General features: G+C 54.1%; 21 protein-coding genes, 1 tRNA gene and 3 pseudogenes. 8 read left to right on the top strand and 17 right to left on the bottom strand.

Annotation, left to right across the window (positions count from 1 at the left end):
* Window position 1 precedes the first annotated feature (1 nt).
* Window positions 2-460, bottom strand: coding sequence for a GFA family protein (locus tag J1N02_RS29400; RefSeq protein ID WP_414887185.1), 459 nt, complete (start codon window positions 458-460; stop codon window positions 2-4).
* A gap of 196 nt (window positions 461-656) precedes the next feature.
* On the opposite strand from J1N02_RS29400, the gene J1N02_RS29395 reads away from it, so the two are divergent.
* Window positions 657-938 carry a hypothetical protein gene (locus J1N02_RS29395; protein WP_027606616.1) on the top strand — a complete coding sequence of 94 codons (282 nt, stop codon included), beginning with the start codon at window positions 657-659 and terminating at the stop codon, window positions 936-938.
* Window positions 939-983: 45 nt separating this feature from the next.
* Here the strand turns inward: J1N02_RS29395 and J1N02_RS29390 are convergent, their stop codons facing one another.
* Both J1N02_RS29390 and J1N02_RS29385 read right to left on the bottom strand, forming a co-directional pair.
* Window positions 984-1,175, bottom strand: a complete 192-nt coding sequence (locus J1N02_RS29390; RefSeq protein WP_027606617.1) for a hypothetical protein — start codon at window positions 1,173-1,175, stop codon at window positions 984-986.
* Between the two features lie 94 nt (window positions 1,176-1,269).
* On the bottom strand, window positions 1,270-1,734 hold the full coding sequence (locus J1N02_RS29385; protein WP_065941586.1) for a hypothetical protein: 465 nt from the start codon (window positions 1,732-1,734) through the stop codon (window positions 1,270-1,272).
* A gap of 224 nt (window positions 1,735-1,958) precedes the next feature.
* On the opposite strand from J1N02_RS29385, the gene J1N02_RS29380 reads away from it, so the two are divergent.
* Window positions 1,959-2,045, top strand: a tRNA-Leu gene (locus tag J1N02_RS29380).
* A gap of 162 nt (window positions 2,046-2,207) precedes the next feature.
* Window positions 2,208-2,441: pseudogene (locus J1N02_RS29375) on the top strand (Arm DNA-binding domain-containing protein); the annotation flags it as partial.
* A 498-nt stretch (window positions 2,442-2,939) separates the two neighbouring features.
* Here J1N02_RS29375 and J1N02_RS29370 read toward each other — a convergent pair.
* A complete protein-coding gene (locus tag J1N02_RS29370; protein ID WP_169899618.1) occupies window positions 2,940-3,923 on the bottom strand; it encodes a 5'-nucleotidase in 984 nt (327 codons plus the stop codon).
* Window positions 3,924-4,226: 303 nt separating this feature from the next.
* Between J1N02_RS29370 and J1N02_RS29365 the strand changes: the two genes are divergently transcribed.
* From J1N02_RS29365 to J1N02_RS29350, 4 genes and pseudogenes are all read left to right on the top strand, one after another.
* Window positions 4,227-4,517 (top strand): type II toxin-antitoxin system ParD family antitoxin, encoded by a 291-nt coding sequence (locus J1N02_RS29365; RefSeq protein WP_092357218.1) that lies wholly within the window; start codon window positions 4,227-4,229, stop codon window positions 4,515-4,517.
* A gap of 2 nt (window positions 4,518-4,519) precedes the next feature.
* The gene (locus J1N02_RS29360) at window positions 4,520-4,876 is read left to right on the top strand and encodes a type II toxin-antitoxin system RelE/ParE family toxin (protein ID WP_092250824.1); all 357 of its coding nucleotides are present in this window, start codon (window positions 4,520-4,522) and stop codon (window positions 4,874-4,876) included.
* 345 nt (window positions 4,877-5,221) lie between these two features.
* A pseudogene (locus tag J1N02_RS29355) lies at window positions 5,222-5,344 on the top strand (transketolase family protein); the annotation flags it as partial.
* 214 nt (window positions 5,345-5,558) lie between these two features.
* Window positions 5,559-6,194 (top strand): LysE family translocator, encoded by a 636-nt coding sequence (locus J1N02_RS29350; protein ID WP_027606619.1) that lies wholly within the window; start codon window positions 5,559-5,561, stop codon window positions 6,192-6,194.
* Between the two features lie 28 nt (window positions 6,195-6,222).
* Here J1N02_RS29350 and J1N02_RS29345 read toward each other — a convergent pair whose 3' ends face one another.
* The 13 genes and pseudogenes from J1N02_RS29345 to thrC form a co-directional block, all read right to left on the bottom strand.
* A complete protein-coding gene (locus J1N02_RS29345; protein WP_371263382.1) occupies window positions 6,223-6,987 on the bottom strand; it encodes a methyl-accepting chemotaxis protein in 765 nt (254 codons plus the stop codon).
* 93 nt (window positions 6,988-7,080) lie between these two features.
* Window positions 7,081-8,112 (bottom strand): annotated as a pseudogene (locus J1N02_RS29340) (cache domain-containing protein); the annotation flags it as partial.
* Between the two features lie 35 nt (window positions 8,113-8,147).
* On the bottom strand, window positions 8,148-8,651 hold the full coding sequence (locus tag J1N02_RS29335; RefSeq protein WP_405126496.1) for an Lrp/AsnC family transcriptional regulator: 504 nt from the start codon (window positions 8,649-8,651) through the stop codon (window positions 8,148-8,150).
* A gap of 12 nt (window positions 8,652-8,663) precedes the next feature.
* Complete coding sequence (locus J1N02_RS29330) at window positions 8,664-9,425, bottom strand: ABC transporter ATP-binding protein (RefSeq protein ID WP_027606621.1); 762 nt, start codon at window positions 9,423-9,425, stop codon at window positions 8,664-8,666.
* A 52-nt stretch (window positions 9,426-9,477) separates the two neighbouring features.
* Complete coding sequence (locus tag J1N02_RS29325; RefSeq protein ID WP_027606622.1) at window positions 9,478-10,188, bottom strand: ABC transporter permease; 711 nt, start codon at window positions 10,186-10,188, stop codon at window positions 9,478-9,480.
* Entirely contained in the window at window positions 10,185-10,913 is a 729-nt protein-coding gene (locus tag J1N02_RS29320) for an ABC transporter permease (protein ID WP_027606623.1), read from the bottom strand. The genes J1N02_RS29325 and J1N02_RS29320 overlap by 4 nt, the downstream gene beginning before the upstream one ends.
* A 52-nt stretch (window positions 10,914-10,965) precedes the next feature.
* Entirely contained in the window at window positions 10,966-11,748 is a 783-nt protein-coding gene (locus J1N02_RS29315) for a transporter substrate-binding domain-containing protein (protein ID WP_027606624.1), read from the bottom strand.
* 173 nt (window positions 11,749-11,921) lie between these two features.
* Entirely contained in the window at window positions 11,922-12,239 is a 318-nt protein-coding gene (locus J1N02_RS29310; protein WP_027606625.1) for a DMT family transporter, read from the bottom strand.
* Between the two features lie 142 nt (window positions 12,240-12,381).
* Window positions 12,382-13,584 carry a trans-sulfuration enzyme family protein gene (locus J1N02_RS29305; RefSeq protein ID WP_027606626.1) on the bottom strand — a complete coding sequence of 401 codons (1,203 nt, stop codon included), beginning with the start codon at window positions 13,582-13,584 and terminating at the stop codon, window positions 12,382-12,384.
* A 47-nt stretch (window positions 13,585-13,631) separates the two neighbouring features.
* Window positions 13,632-15,050: an aldehyde dehydrogenase family protein gene (locus J1N02_RS29300; protein ID WP_421148155.1), complete on the bottom strand. Its 1,419-nt coding sequence runs from the start codon at window positions 15,048-15,050 to the stop codon at window positions 13,632-13,634.
* A gap of 2 nt (window positions 15,051-15,052) precedes the next feature.
* Window positions 15,053-16,102: a homoserine dehydrogenase gene (locus J1N02_RS29295; protein WP_421148154.1), complete on the bottom strand. Its 1,050-nt coding sequence runs from the start codon at window positions 16,100-16,102 to the stop codon at window positions 15,053-15,055.
* Window positions 16,103-16,219: 117 nt separating this feature from the next.
* Window positions 16,220-16,657, bottom strand: coding sequence for an Lrp/AsnC family transcriptional regulator (locus J1N02_RS29290; protein ID WP_027606629.1), 438 nt, complete (start codon window positions 16,655-16,657; stop codon window positions 16,220-16,222).
* A gap of 14 nt (window positions 16,658-16,671) precedes the next feature.
* The gene (thrC, locus tag J1N02_RS29285; protein WP_421148153.1) at window positions 16,672-18,075 is read right to left on the bottom strand and encodes a threonine synthase; all 1,404 of its coding nucleotides are present in this window, start codon (window positions 18,073-18,075) and stop codon (window positions 16,672-16,674) included.
* A gap of 239 nt (window positions 18,076-18,314) precedes the next feature.
* Here thrC and J1N02_RS29280 point away from each other — a divergent pair, with 239 nt between their 5' ends.
* The gene (locus J1N02_RS29280; RefSeq protein WP_092357204.1) at window positions 18,315-18,797 is read left to right on the top strand and encodes a DinB family protein; all 483 of its coding nucleotides are present in this window, start codon (window positions 18,315-18,317) and stop codon (window positions 18,795-18,797) included.
* Window positions 18,798-18,818 lie beyond the last annotated feature (21 nt).

The raw sequence follows: 18,818 nt of genomic DNA, 5'->3' as shown, positions 1-18,818 counted from the left end.
CTCAGCGAGCGCTGAATTCGGCATAGGCCTGCAGCAACCGTGCAAAGTCCTCGGGTTGCGGCAACCGCTCGAAGCTTTCGACTGCCGGCGTGGTAGCCCAGGCCAGTTTTTCGCGGGTCCAGGTTTCCATAAAGGGCACGTACTCCGCGGCATTATCCAACAACGTCGCACGCACGTTGACGAACTCATCGATGCCATGGGGGCGGGTAAACAGCCAGCTCATGCAGTGCGGGCAGCAATAGTGACGATCGACCCCGTGCAGGCCGCCGACCACCGGGCAGCCCTGGGTCACCGTGAACGCGCTGGCGGGAATCAGTGCACTGAGGGAGAACGCACTGGCGGTCATCTTCTGGCAGCCGGTGCAGTGGCACGCCATGGTAATCACCGGCGCCTGGCTCACGCTGAAGCGCACCCGGTTACAACGGCAACTGCCTTCCAGGGGCAGGGTTTCGACGCTCATCACACACTCCTTTTCATGATCAGTGGCGTGGCAGGGTAGCGCCGAGGCGGGGGTGTTGAACAGGTCCGGGGGCAAAACCGAACGCTGCTGCGCCCATGGGGTCGTAACCTCAGGTGCCGGGACTTTTCAGCCCCGCCCTCCCCGCGTGCATTGTGGGTTTACCGATGTGCGTACCCAATAAGAAGGAGACGCTTACATGGTCATTCACTTCAAGGTTGCCGGGCATTTGGCCTGCGGCCATCACGGCAATAGCCTGCCCTCCAGCACCGAGCTGAATCGGGTCAAGTGCCGCACCTGCCGCAACACCGATGCCTACAAGGAAGCGCGCCGCAACCAGCGCAACGCCGCACGCCGTGCTTCGCGCCAGGCCAAGACCCACACCAGCACCGACTGGCGCAGTGCCTGGACGCAGCGCCTGACCGACCTGCCAGGGCGGCAACGCCTGCCCCGCGGCTTCGGCGCACAGCCTTTCGTATAAGCCAGAAACGCAGAAGCCCCGGACAAACCGGGGCTTCGTTTTCAATCAATCATCATTGGACACCGGCCTGTTGCGTGCCTGGTAACCCGGCAACGTGGCGGCATACGCCAGTGCCTGTTCACGGGAATTGAAGGACGCCAGCCGATCCTGGGGCGTACACACCCGCCATGGCCCGAAATTGACCTGCACGATGTCGTACCCATTCAGGTGCAGCTTCTTCAGCAGTGGAGCGCTCATAGTCACCTCGCTTTCCTGAGATTTCCCAGCGTTGCACGCCCTACCTTACACCCGCATCCAGGCTCATGACTGACCGCATGTCGCGGCGGCCAGGCTACTTGACCTTGCTGCTCAAAGTATCCAGGCTGCGCTTGAGATCATCCAGGCTGCGCTTCAAACCGTCGATATCGCTTTTCTGCCGTTCGATCGTGCTGTTCTGATCCTCGACTGTGCGCTTGAGGCTCGCCAACTGGCTGTCACTGGAACTGGCGCTCGAACCGTCCCTGCGCTTGAACTCATCGAACGCGCGGTCCTGCCCCTCCAGCTTGCCTTTCAGGCCTTGTACCTCACTCTCGGTACGTTTCTGCGCAGCCTGCAGCTGTTCAATATCCCCCACCGAAATGCTCGACGCCTTCAACACATACTGGTTGCCCGCCTCCAGCGAAGCTCCCGTCAACCGGTCGCCGCCTGACGCGCTGAAATCCCCCCACTTCACCGCACTCCCCGCCTGTGCCGTACCGGCCAACAGTCCCACGACACCTGCAATGACCATCCAATAGCGCCTGCGAACACTGAGCATCAACTGATTCCTTTCCAGACTGCCGGGATGGCATATCGCTATGACTGTCATTTATGCCGCTTGTTCCCGTGTCGTAGGAATCCTCTGGTTCGCCTGTTAAAGCCGATGTAGACCACTGATCTGCCAAGCTTTTTCAGGCGCAGTCCATGCAAGAAAGCGGCAGACCGACCTTGCGTCGAAGCGCCTGGATCTATATATTCCCAACCCTGTTACAACGCGCTACCGCCCGAATGGCGAAACTGGTAGACGCATGGGACTTAAAATCCCCCGCTCGTAAGGGCGTCCCGGTTCGATTCCGGGTTCGGGCACCATCTCTAGTTCCACTGACAGCCAGTAAAGTCCATGGAACCCTTTAAAACCCGCCACTTGGCGGGTTTTTTCGTTTATGGCGTTCCGTCGGTTTCTGTCGAGTTCCAGGCTTTTTAGGTATAGCTTTAGAGATACAAGCCAGTTCGATAATGGGTTGTATACTTATGCCACGTACCACTGCTCCCCTCACTGACGCTGCTTGCCGTACGGCCAAGCCTAAAGATCACCCATACGGTCTGTTCGATGGTGATGGTCTTTTTCTGCTAATCCAGCCTAACGGCCGAAAGGGATGGCGCTTTCGATACACCAAACCCAATGGCAAGCAAGGACTCACGGCTTTCGGCAATTATCCTGTTGTCAGCCTGACAGATGCACGAGCCAAACGTTTGGAGCTCAAGGTGCCTCCTCTCTAAAGAAACTCGCAGGTAGTCCTGCAGATCCTGCGAGTACACCCGCTTTGTCCGGCCGCGTAGCCAAGGTAGCGAGTGGATGACGACAAACCCATCGTCAAGTGCCGCTAGTTCCTGAAAAAGCGTAAATTCGCCTTTGCTGCGGAATTCCGCATGATCGAGTGCTGGAAAGAATTTGGCCATGGATGGAAAAAACGCTATGTCAGTTGGGGCATAGTAAGGCACTGGATGCACCCGTGTCCTCTCATCCCCCAACCTGTCAATGGTACCGCTCCGATCAGACCAGACCGGGCGGAAATTACCGAATCGATACTCACGTTGTACCCTATCCACCTTGGGGTTCATCGTTCGGGAAATGGATTCGCTATCGAGCACGTTGGTGACTGGTTGCAAATCGACGAGACAACGTCGTCATCAAGGCTGGAACGGGTACGCAGTACAGAACCGATACGAGTTCCTGTAGTACTACGCGCTCAAGCCACCGTGTTACACCACCTGCTGGACCTGATCCGCTTCAGGCTCTAGCGCATCCACAGTAGCGACATGGTTGGTGATGCCGAAAGGAATGTGCACGGATGGAGCAACGGCGCTAGTCGATTTAAGGTGCCCTGATTGGTCATCGAAGAAGATGTGTGGTTTCAATACGCCTAAAATTTTGCCTTTCTCGATGCCACCCAGGAAGAATGCGTCATTGGCCATGACACCCCAACTCTTGAGTGTATTCATCGCACGCTCATGAGACGGAGCATTGCGGGCTGTGACGATCGAGACGCGTATGCGGTTTTCGTATTTAGGATTGAGCTTTTTGTGCTTCTCCTCGACCGACTGGATTTTGGATATCCGCACCATGAACTCCTTCAGCGGCCCCGGGTTATGGGGCTGCATAACGTTTTTCACTTCGTGCGCATGGAACTCAGACAACCCAGAGGCCTGCATGATTGTTTCGGACTCATCGCCGGCGAGTACGCCGTCAAAGTCGAATGCGATACGTAGGGTTTTATCAGCTTCGTCGTCTTCAAATTTTGAATCGAGCACCTGGCCAGCCGGGTACCCGGCCTTGATTGCCGCTTCCACGTCTTTTTTGTCACCCGACAAAAATAAAGCGATATTCAGTGCTGGTATGTATTCATAAGGGGATTTTCCCTGCATGAAAATCGCCCTTGTCATCCCAAGGCCATAATGCTCGATAGTCTTCAGCACGCGCAGCCCAGTGTCGGGATCATTGCGCGAAAGAAGTATTACCTCGACGAGCGGATCCGTAGGATCGACGCTAAGGTCATTCACTGACAGTAAGCGCTTGATGAAGGGGAACGCTATCCCCTTAGGAAGCGGGTCGTGAAGATTTTTTTGCTGAAACTTGCGGTACTCCTCCTCCCCCTGACTCTGAAATACTGCGTCCGATGCCAGCAAATCAAACACAGCGCTGGAAGCGACGCCGATCACCAGGCGATTTTCTAACTCGTAGGGCATTGGAACCTCTCTTGATGCCTCTAAACGCAAATATTGATGGGCATCGAACATGCCGCTCGATTTCAGGGCGGATCAAGAAGCACACATCGCGCGCCTCCTCCCACGCACAGTCAGGCATATCAATCTTCAAATCAATCTACAGGTTGTTTTATTAATGGGTGGATCACTTTGAATCTTGCTGATTAGCGCCGAGTCAGCTATCACCTGATCGCCGAATGTCGGCCCCAAACTATTCTCCTGAACGAAAATGGCATAATATGCCAACAATCAAAAGTACCTGTTTGCATGGAACTGGAGCTAGTTATGGCGACGCGAAACGTTGTGCTCACCCCTCACCAGGAACAGGTTATCCATGACTTGGTACAGTCCGGCCGTTATCAGAATGCCAGCGAAGTGATGCGAGAAGGTTTGCGGCTATTGGAACAGCGCGTCGCCGAAGACACCGCCAAAATTGAGGCACTGCGTCAGGCGACCTCAATCGGCATCATGGATCTTGAGCGCGGGCGCTTTACTCAGGTGAACGAAGGAGATCTGGAGCACTACCTCGAGGGCTTGAGCCTGGAGGCAACCCTCCCCGCGCGCGAGAAACACTGAGCATGCCGCAGTATCGGATTTCCAACCCGGCGCGCGCCGACATTGTTGACATCCTCAGGCTCTCCCAGACACAGTTCGGCGATCAAGCACGCCAGCGCTACCAGGCACTGATCCTCGCGGCGCTGCAAGCGCTTGCCGACACGCCTTATCGCATTGGCAGCCACGACCGCGATGAGCTTGCACCGGGCCTTCGCAGCTATCACCTCATCTATTCACGCCAGCAGGCCAAACAAACCCATGGAACGGTCAAAAGCCCACGTCATATCGTGTTCTATCGTGTGGCAAACGACGACGTGATCGAGGTCGTCAGACTCCTTCATGACGCCATGGAAGTGCAGTTGCACTTGCCTAATGACTGATCACCGAGCTAGCCCAAAAGGTTAACTGGCCATGAACAGCGAAGGATAGATGCTGAAAAACAGACCCGACAACACCGCTTAAAGGTATCGACTCATTACCCATGTCCTCTTCCGAACGAGCAAGGGTTTGCCAGATACGGGTTACTCATCCAGTATACGGAGGCGCACTGAATACCCGCCACGGCCACCGAGGTCCGTGTCAGAAGTCACCATTCGCGATCGCTCGCACACCCGATGCGAGTGGGGGCGGATCTGGGGGCATATTTTAGATTTTTTGAGCTGAAAATATTGTCCTAGAGCCCTGTCAAAATGTTCTTCGGCGACCCTGAGAGCCTTTAACGCCAGGTTACGCCGACGTTCAGACAAATAGTGTTGCAGGACACGTTTCTCGTTGTTGGTGCGCTTCCGACGTTACACGATCGCTACGGTATTTCTACCCATGCTGTGCGCGTGCAGATCAAGGGTTGATTATAGGATTTAAAACTGCAGGGGCTGAATCATCCCCCTTGAACACCGACAGTCTGTTTTGGGGTAAGCGTTATGCCTGAAAAGGCTGTACCGAACAAAAAATTTCCGAGAAGAACTAGAGGAGAACGGGTCAGATTTGGGCAACTGATGGAATGACGTGCACGTTGGAACCACTTAAGCTGCTGGCTGCCATGCATTCTTCCAGAGGCTAACAATGTCATTTGATCTGCACCACTTACTGCTGGTATTCACAGCCTACATTGTGGGAGCTGCCAGCCCTGGCCCCAGCAACATGCGAATCATGGGCGTTGCCATGCACCAAGGCAGAAAACCTGCGCTGATGCTTGCAGCCGGAGTCATCAGTGGTTCTTTTTTTTGGGGATCAATGGCCGCCACAGGCGTCTCGGCCATTCTGCTTCAATTCGCAGAGGCACTCTTCGTACTCAAGATCGTCGGCGGAGCATACTTGTTGTTCCTAGCCCTGAAAGCGGGACGTTCTGCCCTGACACCTGACGAGAAAATTGAGAAAGCGCTGGCCGCAGCACCGCCTATCTCGGGTTTTGGCCTCTATCGGCGGGGCTTGCTTATGCACCTGACCAACCCAAAGGCTTTACTGGGTTGGATCGCCACGATGACGCTCGGTCTGGGACCACAAGCGACACCTGAAACAGTTATGATCATCCTGGCTGGCTGTGCCGTGTTGAGCATTTCTATTTTCTGCGGTTATGCGATCGTTTTCTCTACGGCGCCGATGATTCGGGGTTATCGCAGGGCGCGTCGATGGATTGAAGGCACCCTTGCGTTGGTCTTTGGCGCCGCAGGTTTTAAGCTTCTACTCTCCCGCACCTGATTTAACGCTTCCCTCTGTGGGGGATGGCCTATGTTCGAAAGCCATCCACCAACTGCTGGAGTCGTGTGGCTTGTCGTTCAAGATCATCACAGGCAAGCAGTGTGGCGTGCAGGTTTGCCACCCCTTCCTGGTTGAGGGTTTTGATCTCGGTGATGTCCATGTTCAGTGAGTCGATAACTGAAGTTTGCTCTTCCGTTGCTGTCGCTACCGACTGGTTGATTCCGTCAATCTCGCCGATGCGCTGACTGACACTGCCCAGCCGCTCACCGGCCTGGTTGGCGATAATCACACCGTCCTTACTGTAGCGTTCGCTTTCGTTCATGGTGAGTACCGCCTCACGTGCGCCCATCTGAAGCTCTGCAATCATTGAATGGATCTCCTGGGCTGAGGTCTGAGTGCGGTAAGCCAGGCTGCGGACCTCGTCCGCTACAACAGCAAACCCACGCCCGGCTTCACCCGCCCGCGCGGCCTCGATCGCGGCATTAAGTGCCAGCAGGTTGGTCTGTTCGGAAATGCCTTTGATGACTTCAAGAATCCGCCCGATATTTTCCGTCTTACCATTCAGCGCTTCTATGTTGCTGCATGACGTGCGGATTTTCCCCGAGAGCGCACCCATGGCATTTATCGTTTGGGTCACTACCTCGCGGCCATCTTCAGCCTGGCACCGGGCATCCGACGCCTGGAGGGAAGCATCACCCGCGTTACGCGCGATTTCCTGGGCCGCCGCGCCGAGTTGGTTAATCGCGGCCGCAATACTGTTGGTGCGATTGGCCTGGTCGTCCGAGTTTGCCATGGAGGCACTGGAGGTCTGCGTTACGTGCCTGACCACTTCATTGACGTGCTCGGTGGCAGAAGACACCTCACGTATTGAGCGCTGGATTCGCTCCACAAAAAGGTTGAAGTCTGCGGCCAACTCTCCGAACTCATCTTTCGAGTGTGCACCCAAGCGGCGGGTAAGGTCGCCCTCTCCCTGGGCGATATCCCGCATGGTTGTACCCATCAATCTCAGGGGCCGCATCAGTACGCGAATAAGCAGCCCCAGCAGAAGCAGCGTGGTCGCCACGGCAACAATCATCGATAAAATGGCGGAAGTGCGAAAATCATCAAGTGCCGCATAAGCTTTGCTTTTGTCGATGCACAAACCGATATACCAGTTCACCGAAGGCAGTCCCTTGATCGGCGAGAACATCAGAACTTGAGGTTTTCCGTCCTGCTCCGTCTCGCTGATATGAGAGCTAAGGGATGGCGTGTTCAGCGGGTAAATATCGTTCAATTGCTTCATCACCCGTTCTTTTTCGGGATGAACCAGCACCCTGCCATCTGCGTTGACCAGAAAGGCATAGCCCATTCCACCCAGGTCGAGCGAGCGGACTATGGTCGACAGCGTCTCAAGTGTCAGGTCCCCGCCTACCACCCCAAGCGCCTGGCCATCGTGACTGACCGGCGTTGCAATGGTCATCATCAGTTGCCCTGTCGTCACATCCAGGTAAGGTTCGGTCAGCGTTGTCCCTCCGGCAGCCATTGCGTCGGTATACCAAGGCCGGGTGCGAGGATCGTAATCAGCAGGTAGATCGTCCTCTGGCCTGATGACGAAACTGCCGTCACGACTGCCTAGATAAGTGAAGGTGAACGTCGAGAGCAACGACTTCTGCTCCAGCAGCCGCGTGATGTGTTGCGACGCGGGATCATTGGCAACCGTCTGGGCGACATGATCAACCAGAAGTATTCGCCCGGAGAGCCAGGACTGAACACTTGCAGCAGTGATCTTGCTCATTTCCTCGAGGTGGTTTTCAAGGTTCGTTCGGATGGTTTTGCGTTGAATCGAGTCGTTGTAAAGCGTAAAAAGCGAAAACGCTGCGACAACAACGAATGATGCCGCAAGCAATACCTTATGACTGAACTTCAGGTTCGCAATCATCATGGTTTATCCATAGGCTTGGGGTGTTGTAATTGTTATTCGATACCGAGGTGCGTTGATGACGGCTTGATGACGGCCAACTGTGGATAGGCCACCAGTTTCTCGATGTGCAGTTCAGTGCTCTCCAGCCAGGACTCAGTGACTGATCGGAAATGCTCCATATCCCGGCAGCGTATCCGCAGGCAGTAATCAAGCGCACCACTCACCAGGTGACACTCAATGACTTGCGGGCAAGCACTGACAAGCGCCTCAAACATCTTTTGCGTGCGGCATCCTCTGTCGTCTGCCAGTGTCACTAGAACCACCAGTGACAAACCGGGCGATAGCTTATGCTCGTCAATGAATGCCCCGTAGCCGCGGATGACGCCCAGCCTTTCCAGCTTACGAACGCGTTGCTGACAAGGGCTCTCGCTCAAGTGCACCAATGAGGCGAGTTTTTTATAGGTGATGCGCCCGTTGCAGCGCAGCACATCGACGATGGCCTCGTCGATGCGTCCCAAACACTCAGAGGCCCCGTGGTTCTTTCTTTCGCAGGTCATAGCCAAGGCATTTCACTTCAGCCCGTTGGAAAGAAACTGCTGCAGGCGCTCGCTTCTGGGATTATCCAGAATCTCAGGTCCGCCCTGCTCTTCAACCAGTCCCTGGTGAAGAAACAGCAGCTGGTTTGACACTTTGCGTGCGAACCCCATTTCATGGGTCACCATGATCATGGTGCGCCCCTCTTCAGCAAGGCCCTGGATGACTTTGAGCACCTCGCCCACCACCTCAGGGTCGAGCGCCGAGGTGGGTTCGTCGAACAGCATGACTTCGGGCTCCATGGCGAGGGCGCGGGCGATCGCTACCCGCTGCTGTTGACCTCCGGAAAGAAACGCAGGGAACTGATCGGCAACACGGGCAGGCAAGCCGACTTTATCCAAGTACCGCCGGGCACGATCTTCTGCGTCTTTTTTGCTGACGCCTAGCACCCGCCGCGGGGCAATGGTGATGTTTTCCAACACGGTCATGTGTCCCCACAGGTTGAAATGCTGGAAGACCATGGCCAAGCGGGTACGCAGCCGTTGCAGCTCGCGGTCATCCGCCACACGTAATCCTGCATGATTTTTAACCATGCAGATCTGCTTGCCATCCAAACTCATGGCGCCGTCGTTGGGTGTTTCGAGGAAATTGATACAGCGCAGGAACGTGCTCTTCCCCGAGCCACTGGCGCCGATCAGGCTGATGACATCGCCCGTTTTGGCTTGCAGGGAAACACCCTTGAGTACTTCATGGGTACCGTAACTTTTGTGTAGCCCGTCAACCGTCAATTTGTACATGTTCGCAATCTTCCTCTAAGCAGTTCGGGAGCGGCCCTGTCAGACACAGGACTCAGTGAGTCGGCCCTAAGAAAGCCAACCAATGACGTTCGGCAATTCGGAACAAACCGACCAGCGCAAAGGTCACCGCCAGGTAAATCAGCGCCGCAATCCCAAACGATTGAAAGGTCAAGAAGGTCGCAGAGTTAGCGTCACGGGCGACTTTGAGAATGTCCGGAACCGTGGCGGTGAATGCCACAGTGGTCGAGTGCAGCATCAGGATCACCTCGTTGCTGTAATACGGCAGCGACCGACGCAAGGCTGACGGCATAATCACAAACGCGTAGAGCTTCCATCCAGAGAGGCCATACGCTTTTGCAGCCTCGACCTCCCCATGGGCGATGTTGCGAATAGCCCCGGCAAATATCTCCGTGGTGTAGGCGCAGGTGTTCAGCGCGAAGGCAAGAATGGTGCAGTTCATCGCATCGCGAAAGAATGCATCCAACACAGGCTGAGCACGTATTGCGGCCAGGCTATAGATCCCGGTGTAGCAGATCAGCAGCTGGATATAGAGCGGTGTACCCCTGAACAGGTAGGTATAAAACTGCACCGGCCAGCGCACATAAAACCTGGACGACACGCGTGCGATGGACAGTGGGATAGACACGATAAATCCGATGAAAAGCGATGCACTGAGCAACCACAATGTCATGGCCAGACCAGTGATTTGCTGGCCATCGCTGTAGACGAATGACCTCCAGTACTCCTGCAGTAGTTCGATCATCGCACCGCCTCCCGTGAACCGGCGGCGTAGTATTTTTCCAGACAGCGCAGGATGAAATTGGAGGCGCTGGTGATGATCAGGTAGGTCAGTGCAGCCAGTACCAGGAAAAAGAACAATTGGTAGGTGCTTTTTCCTGCGTCCTGGGCAGCCTTTACCAAATCAGCGAGGCCAATGATCGACACCAACGCGGTGGCTTTGAGAATCACCATCCAGTTGTTGCCAAGACCCGGTAAGGCAAACCGCATCATTTGCGGGAACACCACGAAGCGAAAACGCTGTGTGCGACTTAACCCGTAGGCGGTAGCAGCTTCAACCTGGCCACGGGGTACCGCCAGCATGGCGCCGCGGAAAGTTTCGGTGAAATAGGCGCCGTAGATAAACCCAAGGGTGATGATTCCTGCGACGAAGGGATTGATTTCGATGTACTCCCAGCCCAACGCCACCGTGATGACCGTCAGCCAGGTTTGCAGGCTATAGAAAATCAACAGCATCAGTACCAGATCGGGCACCCCACGAATCAGCGTGGTGTAGAGCTGCGCTGGCAGGCGCAGCAGCCTAAGACTGGACAGTTTGGCGCTGGCCCCAATCAGCCCGAGCAATACGCTGAGCGCCAGGGCGGATAGGGACAGCTTGACGGTCATCCAGGCGCCTTCGAGCAGCAGTGGGCCGAAGCCTTGCAAGCTGAATGCAGACAGCCCCAATGCGCCTAATAGTGTTTCGAACATGATCAACAACCTATAGCGAAAAACGCCCATCCAGCGGACGAGCGCCGGGTGGTTATTTACCGCTGTAAAGATTCAGATCGCCAAAGTGCTGCTTCTGGATCGAATCATAGGTGCCATCGTCGTGAAGGGCCTGGATCGCTTTATCCAGCAGGGCCTTGAGCTCTGCATTGCCCTTGGCGATGCCGATGGCTGTCTTGGAGGGAAGATAAGGGCTCTCTACCGATGGGCTCATTTCGTAATCAGTGCCCTGGGGTGAGTTGATAAAACCCAGTTGAGCTTGAAGCGCATCCTGCAGGGATGCATCCAGCCGCCCCGCTACCAGGTCGTAATACACCTGGTCCTGGTTCTGATAGGACTGGATTTTTACCCCGGCTTTGTCCAGCACGGCCTTGGCGTAAGCTTCCTGGATACTGCCTTGAAAATAGCCAACCGTTTTGCCTTTGAGTGACACCACATCTGTGCTCAGGCCCGAACCTTTCTTGAACACATAGGACGTGAACCCGGAAAAAAGCTCGTTTGAAAAATCAATGGCTTTTTCACGAGTGGCCGTCACGGTCATGGATGACAGGATGCCGTCGAACTTGCCGGCCCTGAGGCCCGGAATCAGGCCATCAAAATCGCTTTCCACCCAGATGCATTTGACTGAAAGCCTGGCGCAAATCGCGTTGCCCAAGTCAATATCAAATCCCTTGAGGCTGCCATCGGCGGCCTTGGACTCAAACGGTGCGTAGTTGGCATCTACGCCGAAACGCAAGGTGGAGTATTCCTTGGCAGACACTGCACTTGTGCACAACGCCAAGCCCATTACTAAATACAGTTTCTTTAGCGAAATCATAATTACATCCCTAGATATTGTAGTTGGATTAAGGGCAGTAAACATCTGTCAGCATTAACCGTGACACTCATTATTATTTAGCGAGACCTGCGTCTCGACTTGAACGTTACCTGAGTACGACGACTTTACGAATATGGCAAATTGAACGTTATCACGAGCAAAATGCTCGCCTTTCAAGCAGACACCAACTTCATCATTAACAACCCACTGACAATCAATACGGCCGCCACGATACGCAACAGCGTGGCGGGTTCACCCATGAAGAAAATACCCGCCGCAAAAGCGCCCACAGCGCCGATCCCCGTCCAGATGGTGTACGCCGTACCCAGCGGCAAGCTCTTCATCGAGAAGGATAAAAGCGCGAAACTGGCAATCACAGTGACAAATGTAATGACTGTGGGCACTAACCGCGTAAATCCTTCAGATTGTTTCATCGAAAAAGCCCACACAACTTCAAATAGTCCTGCAATGATCAAACTCACCCAAGCCATGAGCAACTCCCAAACAATAAAAAACGCAAAGACTGTCTGCGCCAGGCGCAATTAAAACGTCAACGTTATTAAAAAGACCCCCGCGACGACGGGGGTAAAGACGGGTTGACCAAACCCTAGTTCCGTGACGCTATCAACTAAATCACTTGAATGTTGCGTCCAGCGCGAACGCAATATCCTTGATCAAGTCATCTGGATCTTCCAATCCGACAGAAAAGCGCAAATGACCATACTCGCGGAACTCTTCAGGGTACTTGTCAAAGCCACCTCGACCCTCTGCCCCTACGTGCACGATCAGTGATTCGTCATGCCCTAATGAAACGGCCGACGTGATGATGCGCAGGTTCGAGACAAAGCGATTCTGGGTGTCAGGATCGCCCTCTACGGCAAACGCCATCACAGCACCATAGCCTTTGCCCGCAAATTGCCGGCGCGCCAACTCATGCTGCGGGTGGGAAGGCAAACCGGGGTAGTAGACATAGGCAATCCGATCGTCGCCATCCAGAAACTGGGCCAACTTTTCGGCCGTGTTCAGCAATTGCTTCAAGCGCAGTGGCAACGTGACCGAACCGCGCATGATCATCCACGCGTTGAACGGCGAAATGGTCGCGCCGAGGTCAACCAATGCATCATTCTTGATCTTGTTGATCAACGGATTGGAGCCGATCACCACCCCGCCCATGGCATCACCATGGCCATTGATGTACTTGGTCAATGAGTGGATGACGAAGTCGACACCATGTTGACTTGCACGAAAAAATGGAGGCGGCGTGAATGTGGCATCCACAGAGATCAGCGCGCCATGGGCGTGTGCAATCTCAGCCAATGCGGCAATGTCCGCAACTTTCGTGGTGGGGTTGGCAATCGTTTCAGTGTGGATCAGCTTGGTATTGGGGCGAATGGCGTTACGTACCGATTCCAGGTCACCGACGTCTACGAAGGTTGCCTCAATGCCGTAACGTTCAGGCAGTAGTTCGGCGAAAAGCCGCCAGACTGCCTGGTAGGTGATGTCACTGACGATGACGTGATCACCACTTTTCAAGAATGAAAAAAATACCGAGTGCAAGGCAGCAACACCGGTCGCGAATACCACCGCGTCTTCACACCCTTCAAGGGCTGCGAGTTTCTTCTCAAGGCAAACCTGGTTGTGGCCTTGATTGCGTGTGTACACGAGCCCGTCCGGGCTCGACCAGTCCATGGTCGCCGGATCTTCCGGCAAGAGATAGGAGTTTGCCATGACCAATGGTGTACGGACGGCGCCACTGGTGACATCCGCGACATTGCCGCCATGAACAGCCAGCGTCGCTGCAGATAATGTCGAAAGATTGTGCTTGTCGGGGCGCATGTCGTTTCCTCTTGTTGTGTGTTTCATTCTTGAGTTGAGTGAGTTGCTTAGCTTCCACTCACACCGTTAATGCAAACGACCTTGGGTTGGGTCATGTCTTCGTAAGCGAAACGTACGCCCTCACGGCCCATGCTCCCGTACTTGAAACCGCCGAAAGGCATTGCATCAAAGCGGTAGTCGGAAGAGTCGTTGATCATCACCCCGCCCGCCTCCAGTCGTTTAGCGGCGGTCAATGCAACCTTCAGATTGCTGGTGAAGATCCCGGCATGCAGGCTGTATTCAGGTTCGTTAGCCAGCGCCAATGCTTCATCCAGGGAGCCGACGCGCTGGAGGATGACTACCGGGCTGAACACTTCTTCGCACCACAACTTGCAATGGCGGTCGACGCCTTCCAGCACGGTAGGTGAATAGAGCGAGCCGTTACGTGTGTTGCCAACCAACAACGTGGCGCCTTTGGCAATGGCGTCATTGACCACTTCCTCGGTACGCTTGGCTGACGCCTCGGTAATCATCGGCCCTACGTCCGTCTGCTCATCTGCAGGGTTGCCGACGATCAACTTAGAGGTCTGTTCAACAAAGCGCGTTTTGAAGGCTTCATAGAGTGAAGCTTCGATGAGGATCCGTTGGGTACCGATGCAGTTTTGTCCGGCCGCCCAGAAAGCCCCCGACACGCATGAATCAACGGTTTCATCCAAATCACAATCAGCCATCACGATGACCGGCGCATTACCGCCAAGGTCCATCGCCAGCTTCTTGAGGCCAGCTGTACGAGCGATCTGCTCACCAGTGACAAAGCCGCCGGTGAAAGACACCATGCGCACTGCACGGTGGGCCACAAGAGCCTTGCCCAGGGCGGCGCCGCCTGTCGCGACGGTGACAACAACCGGAGGCAGACCCGCGTCGATCAAGCACTCCACCAGCTTGATCGCTGATAGCGGTGTGAGCTCAGACGGCTTGAGAACAACTGCATTTCCTCCTGCAATGGCAGGCCCTAATTTATGCGCGACCAGATTAAGCGGGTCGTTGTAAGGGGTGATGGCGACGATGACGCCCAACGGTTCACGGGTGAACCAGCCCTGACGGGATTCAGACCCGACATAGGCGTCAAAAGGAATGACTTCACCGGCGTTGCGCTTGGCTTCTTCGGCAGACAACTTCAAGGTGTTGACGCAGCGCAACACCTCCTTTCGCGCCTGCTTCAGCGTTTTTCCCGACTCCGCGACGATCAGTTTGGCAAAGGCGTCTTTGTCACGCTCGACTGAGCTTGCAGCCTTTTCCAAGATACGCGCACGCTCATGGCGTGGCAGATCCTTGGCAATCAAGGCGCCTAAAATGGCGGTGTCAACTATCGTGGTAGCGGAGGATGCGGGTATGTCTGCCACTTCACCCACTTTGCTGCCGTCAAACGGGCTGAGCACCGTAATGGCCTTATAATCAGCAGCGAGCGAGAGACTCAAGCTATTCATGATTACTTACCTGACGTAGTTTTGTGGTTGTGGATGCTTACGATGTCGGCGAGCAATGCGAAGGCGGTTTCAAAACGACCTGCCCCCGCCCCCACTACAGTGACGGGACCGAGAATGGCCGTGTTGAAGGTAATTGCGTTGGTGGCTCCGCTCACGGCTGAGAGCGCGTCGTTCGCCGGTAAGAGCTGGGGACTCACCGATGCCGAAATCGAACCATCGCTCCGTTTCTCTGCGCTGCCAATCAGCTTCCAGCGGGCATTTGCTTTCGTCGCCTCGGCAATATCCTTGGCCGTGATTTCAGAGATCCCTTTGCACAAGACATTGCTTGGTTTGAGTTTTGCGCCCAGTAGTTCATTGGCGAGGATGACAACCTTCAAGCGCACATCGTGCCCTTCTACATCCGCTGTTGGATCGGCTTCGGCGTAACCCAACTCCTGGGCTTTTGCGACAGCACTCGAGAAGTCCAACCCCGTCTCCATGCTGGAGAGGACAAAGTTTGACGTGCCGTTGAGGATCCCCTTGAAGCCGGTGATTTCCGAGCCTGCCAGTGACTCCTTGGCCAAACGGATAACCGGGGTCCCGCTCATGACAGAACCTTCAAATTCAAAGCGGGCGCCGGTGCTATCGGCCAGCGTCTTCAAGCTTTGTGCATGCAGCGCCACGGGCCCTTTGTTGGTGGTCACGACACTGACGCCCTTTTCCAGAGCCCAGCGGCAGAAGGTCGTAGCCGGTTCACCATCCACAGGATTGGTGAACGTTGCCTCAGCGACAATATCGGCGCCAGAGAAGCGGATAACGGTTTCGTTTGCCGGCTCAGCAGTCCCGCCGGCCAGGGTCCTGAAACTGCCTTTAGCAGCAGGCACTGCTGCCAATTCACGAGCGTCCAGGCCGTCTTTGTTAATGATCGAACCGAGGTAAAGGTCACTGACACCGACAATCTTCAAGGTAAAACCTAATTCATCGGCCCAACGCGAATTCTTATCGGCAATAAGCTGGGTCAGCGCGCGGTTAACGCCACCAAATCCAAGCAACGCAATTTTGTATTCAGTCACGACAGGGTTCTCATTGTTATGTTGTGGTGCTGAGATAGTAAGCCGCCAACTTAACTTTACGAATATGGCAAACAGAACGTTGTTGCGAGCAAAATGCTCGTGCAACAGCGCAACTTGCTATTTTGTGCTCGACAGAACAAAAGACGTTACGGTATTCAGGACTCCCGGCAGCGTCGAGATCTCACTCCATACCCTGTGGATACGATCTGCATTCATCGCCTGAACCGTCAGTACAATATCGAGGTCGCCACTCATCACATTGCAGGAAATAACTTCAGGCATTGCACCAACGGAGCGAACAACTTCTGAATCTCGCATACGATCCTTACGATAAACGAAGATTAATGCATTAATGGGTCCTGCATCAGCTGAAGGCATACCTTTAATAATTGTGTAGCCTCGGACATACCCATCGCGCTCCAATCGCTCAATTCGCAGCCTGACTGCGTTCCTGGACAAATTGACTTTTAGGGCAATATCGTTGTGGGCCAACCGTGCATTGCGAGTTAGCTCCTCCAAAATCTTTTCATCAACCTTATCTAAAACACGTTTCATCTCTGGCTCCGGACTTATAACGAGTGAGACTCCGTGTCTTTGGATAAGGCCCTGACCAGCGAGATCAGCGACCTGACGTCGTTGGGAATTGAAGTACAGTCTTGTTCAGCAACTACAGGAACACCAATTGTATTTAGGTGGCCAACAATCTCTGACTTTTGGGTTGCAGTGCCAACTTTCGACGGATGTGTGGTTGCCAGGCAAATCATGGGGATCATCAAGCTGCGTCTGCTTATACGTGCAGCGCGCAAGCCGATAGCGGTATTGGGACTGACCAGATATCCACTCTCTGCAAAGACCTCATGAATACAACTGAATGCGTCTGCATCGTCCACAGCCAATGAGTCAAACAGTTTGCGTGCCTCCAACCATTCATCCTGCGCTAACTGAATAGTGCCCTCGCCTTCTAGCAGCTGCATATTACGAGCTACTTTTTCTCCGCATCGATTTAAGATGCTCCACTGTATGCGCTCAAAATTAGAGGCCAATGAAACATTCATAGTGGGGATTTTGGTAGCACGAATCTCATTTCGCCTGTAAAAATTTGATTGGAGAAAATTATGCAGTCCGGCGTTAGCATTCGTGGCAACGATAAGCTGTCGAATGGGCAGCCCCATTTGCTTGGCAATATAACCAGCATACAGGGCGCCAAAATTTCCAGTCGGGACACTGAAAGCAATCTCTCTTTTAGGCGCACCGAGTTGAAGAGCAGAATAGAAATAGAACGACAGGTGCGCAAGCACGCGAACCCAATGCACTGAGTTGAACGAAATGAGATGCTGCTGCGCATCATTATTTTTTTTCAGGAACTGCTCACACAAACGATGACAATCAGAATAGTCTCCGTCAATCTCAACATTCACAACATTATCTTCGTGCGTACTCAGTAAGCGTCGGCGGTCCTCCGCCGTCAACCCCGTGGAAGGATGCAATACCAACAGCGTAACGCCCTTCATTCCCGAAAATGCTTTTATTGCTGCAGCGCCAGTATCTCCACCGGTACAACCTATAACCAGCGCCTTCTTCCCAGACCTCAGCAAATTATGATCGATAAAGCGAGCCATCAATTGAAGGCCGACGTCTTGATAGACGCCTGACGGCCCATGAAACAATTCGAGTATCCACTCGTTACTCGCGGTCTGGTAAAGCGGTGTCACTGCGTTACTTTTAAAACAATCAAAAGTCTTCTCAAGGATACGAGACAACTGATCCCGCTCGATCCAACCTCCCAGAAAGGGCTCGATTACGTAGCGAGCCAATTCATGGAAGGGCAACCATTCGAGCTTTGAGAGCTCCTCCTTTTTGAAGCGGGGAACCTTGTGCGGCACGTACAAGCCCCCGTCAGGCGCGTACGCCCCCATCAGCACCTCGCTGAATTCGTACGTTCTACCAGGGGTCCGTGTGCTGACGTATTTCATGATCCAAGACACCCTCAAGCTATTCCCGAGCGGGCCACCTGCAAGCTGGGTCTTCGCCGGAATTCAATGCGGTAGCGTTAATCGCCTTTGATCCAGCTTCAAGCCAACGACCAAAAAAGTCAATATATCGACTATAATATCTCACCAACGGTATTCCGTTCCTGATACACGAGCCCCCCTTTTGCACCAGTTCATGGGATGTGCCACGGCCGACAATGCTTGAAAAATGGGAGAACACTATGTGTGCCAAGAATCTGCTGCACTCGCTTTATCAGTACAAGGCATGGTCTGAGGATGTGTTACTCAGGTGCTTGAAAGCGCCCGTTGCACAGTCCTTCCCTGTGGAGATGGAGAAGGCCTGTTATTGGCTCAGGCACATCAATATTGTGGACCAGCTATTCATCGCCAGACTGCAGGGAAAACCGGAGAAGTTTGACGACGTCGTCACTGAGCAGCAGCAAGACATTCGTCAGTTGGAAGAGGCATTCACAAAGGCAAATCAATGGTTTGTTGACTACACAAAATCAGTCACTGCAAAAGAGCTGTCTGAACCGGTGGAATTTTTCTTCAAGGATGGCAAACCGGGCAATATGACCAAGGAGCAAATCCTTGCTCATGTGCTTTCTCATGGGCTCCAGCATCGAGGAAGTGTTAGCACGATCCTACCCAGGGAAATCCTGGAGGGATACCAAGATCATTTCACAACGTTTTTGAAACTGTAGGCAGTTGGATATCTGCCTCCT

The sequence above is a fragment of the Pseudomonas sp. NFX5 genome (assembly GCF_049132125.1).
GTDB classification, from domain to species: domain Bacteria; phylum Pseudomonadota; class Gammaproteobacteria; order Pseudomonadales; family Pseudomonadaceae; genus Aquipseudomonas; species Aquipseudomonas marginalis.
The sequence above is the reverse complement of the archived record's forward strand: the minus strand, read 5'-3'. Positions and strand labels throughout refer to the sequence as shown.

Coding starts and splice junctions, on each gene's coding strand:
- J1N02_RS29305 (WP_027606626.1), bottom strand. CDS start 13,584: ATGCGCCCCGACAAGCACAATCTTTCGACATTATCTGCAGCGACGCTG.
- J1N02_RS29365 (WP_092357218.1), top strand. CDS start 4,227: ATGGCGACGCGAAACGTTGTGCTCACCCCTCACCAGGAACAGGTTATC.
- J1N02_RS29360 (WP_092250824.1), top strand. CDS start 4,520: ATGCCGCAGTATCGGATTTCCAACCCGGCGCGCGCCGACATTGTTGAC.
- J1N02_RS29310 (WP_027606625.1), bottom strand. CDS start 12,239: ATGGCTTGGGTGAGTTTGATCATTGCAGGACTATTTGAAGTTGTGTGG.
- J1N02_RS29400 (WP_414887185.1), bottom strand. CDS start 460: ATGAGCGTCGAAACCCTGCCCCTGGAAGGCAGTTGCCGTTGTAACCGG.
- J1N02_RS29350 (WP_027606619.1), top strand. CDS start 5,559: ATGTCATTTGATCTGCACCACTTACTGCTGGTATTCACAGCCTACATT.
- J1N02_RS29390 (WP_027606617.1), bottom strand. CDS start 1,175: ATGAGCGCTCCACTGCTGAAGAAGCTGCACCTGAATGGGTACGACATC.
- J1N02_RS29280 (WP_092357204.1), top strand. CDS start 18,315: ATGTGTGCCAAGAATCTGCTGCACTCGCTTTATCAGTACAAGGCATGG.
- J1N02_RS29385 (WP_065941586.1), bottom strand. CDS start 1,734: ATGCTCAGTGTTCGCAGGCGCTATTGGATGGTCATTGCAGGTGTCGTG.
- J1N02_RS29315 (WP_027606624.1), bottom strand. CDS start 11,748: ATGATTTCGCTAAAGAAACTGTATTTAGTAATGGGCTTGGCGTTGTGC.
- J1N02_RS29395 (WP_027606616.1), top strand. CDS start 657: ATGGTCATTCACTTCAAGGTTGCCGGGCATTTGGCCTGCGGCCATCAC.
- J1N02_RS29320 (WP_027606623.1), bottom strand. CDS start 10,913: ATGTTCGAAACACTATTAGGCGCATTGGGGCTGTCTGCATTCAGCTTG.
- J1N02_RS29300 (WP_421148155.1), bottom strand. CDS start 15,050: ATGAATAGCTTGAGTCTCTCGCTCGCTGCTGATTATAAGGCCATTACG.
- thrC (WP_421148153.1), bottom strand. CDS start 18,075: ATGAAATACGTCAGCACACGGACCCCTGGTAGAACGTACGAATTCAGC.
- J1N02_RS29325 (WP_027606622.1), bottom strand. CDS start 10,188: ATGATCGAACTACTGCAGGAGTACTGGAGGTCATTCGTCTACAGCGAT.
- J1N02_RS29335 (WP_405126496.1), bottom strand. CDS start 8,651: ATGACCTGCGAAAGAAAGAACCACGGGGCCTCTGAGTGTTTGGGACGC.
- J1N02_RS29330 (WP_027606621.1), bottom strand. CDS start 9,425: ATGTACAAATTGACGGTTGACGGGCTACACAAAAGTTACGGTACCCAT.
- J1N02_RS29345 (WP_371263382.1), bottom strand. CDS start 6,987: ATGGCAAACTCGGACGACCAGGCCAATCGCACCAACAGTATTGCGGCC.
- J1N02_RS29290 (WP_027606629.1), bottom strand. CDS start 16,657: ATGAAACGTGTTTTAGATAAGGTTGATGAAAAGATTTTGGAGGAGCTA.
- J1N02_RS29370 (WP_169899618.1), bottom strand. CDS start 3,923: ATGCCCTACGAGTTAGAAAATCGCCTGGTGATCGGCGTCGCTTCCAGC.